At 59.8% G+C, this 3,150-nt stretch carries 4 protein-coding genes and 1 pseudogene; 1 reads left to right on the top strand and 4 read right to left on the bottom strand.

Features of this window, described 5'->3' with window-relative positions; all coding sequences use genetic code 11:
* Positions 1–317: MGMT family protein (locus F8J34_RS08390; protein WP_297058272.1), on the bottom strand; the 317-nt coding region annotated here is incomplete at its 3' end.
* Positions 318–366: 49 nt separating this feature from the next.
* On the opposite strand from F8J34_RS08390, the gene F8J34_RS08385 reads away from it, so the two are divergent.
* Positions 367–933, top strand: a complete 567-nt coding sequence (locus F8J34_RS08385) for a macro domain-containing protein (protein WP_297058269.1) — start codon at positions 367–369, stop codon at positions 931–933.
* On the opposite strand, the gene F8J34_RS08380 is transcribed toward F8J34_RS08385, so the two are convergent.
* The 3 genes and pseudogenes from F8J34_RS08380 to F8J34_RS08370 all read right to left on the bottom strand — a co-directional run.
* A complete protein-coding gene (locus F8J34_RS08380; RefSeq protein ID WP_297058266.1) occupies positions 930–1,916 on the bottom strand; it encodes a hypothetical protein in 987 nt (328 codons plus the stop codon). The two genes, F8J34_RS08385 and F8J34_RS08380, sit on opposite strands and share 4 nt — an antisense overlap.
* A 41-nt stretch (positions 1,917–1,957) precedes the next feature.
* The gene (locus F8J34_RS08375) at positions 1,958–2,146 is read right to left on the bottom strand and encodes a ferredoxin family protein (protein WP_168718899.1); all 189 of its coding nucleotides are present in this window, start codon (positions 2,144–2,146) and stop codon (positions 1,958–1,960) included.
* 11 nt (positions 2,147–2,157) lie between these two features.
* Positions 2,158–3,150 (bottom strand): annotated as a pseudogene (locus tag F8J34_RS08370) (hypothetical protein); the annotation flags it as partial.

Genomic DNA, 3,150 nt, shown 5'->3' with positions numbered 1-3,150 from the left:
CCCACGGCCCGCGCGGCCCGGGGATAGCCCATCCTCCGGGCCACCCAGCCGTAGGTCCTTACCTCCCCCCGGGGGATCTCCCGCAGAAGATAAAGACATCTCCGGGCCGAAGGGGATACCTCCAGTCTAAACGGGAGGTCGGGAAAAGACCGCTCCCCCTCAAAATAGGCCCGGAACTCTTCCTCCACGGGCCTGAGGTGCGCAGGAGAAAGCTCGGGAAAGGACAGCCCGGTAGCCTCTCCCAGGATCACCCGGATTATCCGGTTGTCCTCGAGCAGGACCACCACCGAACGGCCGCAAAAGGAAAGACGGCCCATGCGGACCATTTCAGGGTATAATATAGTCAAAACTCCGACGGAGGGGGAGATGGGTGCGCGGGTAAGGCTGGAGGATAAAATCCTGGAGCTTATCCAGGGGGACATCACCGAACAGGACACCGAGGCTATTGTTAATGCGGCCAACGAACGTCTCATTCCCGGGGGAGGGGTGGATGGAGCCATTCACCGCAAGGGCGGTCCTTCCATCGCCGAAGAGGCCCGCAAGATCGGACATTGCCCCACCGGGCAGGCGGTGGTCACCGGGGCCGGGCGTCTGAAGGCCCGTTATGTCATCCACGCCGTGGGGCCCATCTACCGCGACGGAAAGAGCGGTGAAGCCGATCTCCTGGCCAGCGCCTACCGCGAGTCCCTGAAACGGGCCGCGGAATTAAAGCTTTCCTCCGTGGCCTTTCCCTCCCTTTCCACCGGAGCCTACGGATATCCTCTGGAGGAGGCGGCCCCTATCGCTCTCAGGACCATCCTCTCTTTTCTCCGCGAAAACCCCCTGCCCCGGCTGGTGCGTATGGTCCTCTGGGGAGACCAGGCCTATCAGGCCTATCTTCAGGCCCTGCAGGAGCTGGCGGCCAGGGAAGGTCTTCAGGTAGAGGAATTTTAGCCCCGGCGTCGATAACCCAGGGCCTCCATGAGTTCTTCGAAAATACGGCGCAGAAGGATAAAGGCTTCCTTGTCTCCTCCGCGATCCGGATGAAGGGACTTGGCCCGGGCCCGGAAGAGGGCCAGAATCTCCCGGCGAGACATCCTCTCCAGGGCCTCCGGGGAAAGACCGAAATAACGGGCCGCCCGAACGATAGCCTCTCTCCGAGCCCAGATCCCCCGGCGCCGCTCCTCAAAGATCCTTCGCTGGGTCTCGGTGGCATCAAAATAGAGAATTACATACCGGGATAGATACTCCCGCAGCACCTCCTCCTCGCTCAACCCCATCCGGTATTCCTCGTCCCGAGCCAGATCGCACAGAGCCTCCAGAAAGGCCTGATCCAGTTCCTCCTGAAGACGGGCCTCAGGAAGATGACGGGTAAGAAGGGAGGGAAACTTCTCCGCCAGGGCAAAGGCATAGTAAATATAGGGCACTATCTCCCGGGGACGCAGCCGGTCTTCCTGGGTCCACAGAAGCTGTTCTATCTCGTCCCGACTCCTGTCCCGCATACGATAGAGAAAAGGCAGCGGGCGCTTGAGCAAAGTCTCGGACCTGGGCCCTCCGAACTTCAGAAAAATGGTCCGGCGTCGGTCAAAGGGATGAATCCGGGCCTGAACCCGCAGGGCCTCCTCCCGCTCCAGCCGTTCGCCGGAAGGACGGGAACGATAGATGTAGGGACGCAGATACTCCCGGATCTCCGGACGCACAAACCGGAAAAAGATCTCCTCCAGCTCCCACTGATCCGTCTCGATCCCCTGGGCCCTTAAGGCCTCCTCCAGGGACTCATCCACGTAGAAGGCCTTCCCTCCGGGATAACGAAGATAAAGGGAAGGGTCCTCCCCCAGACACAGGAGATCCCGGGAACGCCATATCTTTCCTTCCTTGACCGAGATCCGGAGATAATACTCGAAACCGCCTACGATGCGTTTACGGGCCAGATACAAGGGGTAAAGAAAGGGGGGCCTTCGCCCCCCTGCTCTGGATTCTAGACTTCCTGAACGGTAATGGAACCGGTGGGGCAGACCTCCACACAGGTCTCACACCCCAGGCAATCCTCGGGACGGGCCACAACCGGCTTCCCGTCCTCGCCCTCGTCATAAACCTGGGCCGGACAAGCGTTGATGCACTCCTGATCCGCGTCGCAGGTGTCGTAATTGATGGTGATCTCAAACATAACCAACCTCCTTATTTAGTTTTTGGCATGGGATCTGCCCACCCTTCCGGAGAAGGCGAGGGCTTCCATCCTTTAAAACCGAACCCCTCTCCGTGAATGGCCCGAAGCATCCCTTCCACCCATAGAAAGGTACTGGCAGCATGGAGATGAGTATAAGTGCCGAAAACCCGTTTGTAAACCGCTCCGTCCCGCTTCCCGTCAAAGCCGAAACCTCGCTCCACCTCCAGGACCAGACGAAGCTCACGCCCCTCCCGCAGCCGGGGCAGGGAATAATGGAATTCGTGCCCCTGAAGCACCGTCCCCGCGGGATAGAAGGGGTTCTCCTCCTTCACCCGGACCACCGTATAGCCATGCCCCACGGGATGGGGTTTGATCTCGAAATCCAGAGGCAGAAGACCGCACAGGGGATAGGTGCGCCCCTTCCAGGATACCGTCTCCCCCAGATAGATCAGCCCCCCGCATTCGGCATAAATGGGAAGACCACCCTCTCCGGCCTCGCGCACATCCTGAAGAAAGGAACGATTCTCGCCCAGGGCTTCGGCCTGGGTTTCCGGAAACCCTCCGCCGATATAAAGGGCCTCAAGCGGAGGTAGCCTGGAATCACGCAGGGCGTCCAGGAAGATCAACCTGGCCCCCAGGGCCTCCAGAACCTCCAGATTCTCGGGATAATAGAACTGAAAGGCCCGATCCCTGATAACCCCTATGCGAACCCCGCTCAAAATCGGGGGAAGGGCTTTCTCCTCCTCCGGAAGTTCGATCTCCGGAGCCTGTCTGGCCATCTCTATCAGGGGATCCGGATCCAGATGTTCGAAGAAGATCCCCTCCAGAACCTCCAGAAATTCCTCGGTAGCCTGATATTCCTGCCAGGGCACGAGACCGAGATGCCTTTCCGGAAAAGGAAAACGTATGCGGGGAAGGGCCCCCAGAACCCGAACCCCGGTATAATGCTCGATGGAGCGGGTGATGATGTTCTCGTGTCGAGGACGGGCCACCCGGTTCAGGAT

Origin of the sequence: Thermosulfurimonas sp. (genome assembly GCF_015491435.1) — a bacterium.
GTDB lineage: Bacteria > Desulfobacterota > Thermodesulfobacteria > Thermodesulfobacteriales > Thermodesulfobacteriaceae > Thermosulfurimonas_A.
The sequence above is the reverse complement of the archived record's forward strand: the minus strand, read 5'-3'. Positions and strand labels throughout refer to the sequence as shown.

What these genes read in the sequence shown, in the direction of transcription:
- F8J34_RS08375 (WP_168718899.1), bottom strand. Translation starts at nt 2,146, where the DNA reads ATGTTTGAGATCACCATCAATTACGACACCTGCGACGCGGATCAGGAG.
- F8J34_RS08385 (WP_297058269.1), top strand. Translation starts at nt 367, where the DNA reads ATGGGTGCGCGGGTAAGGCTGGAGGATAAAATCCTGGAGCTTATCCAG.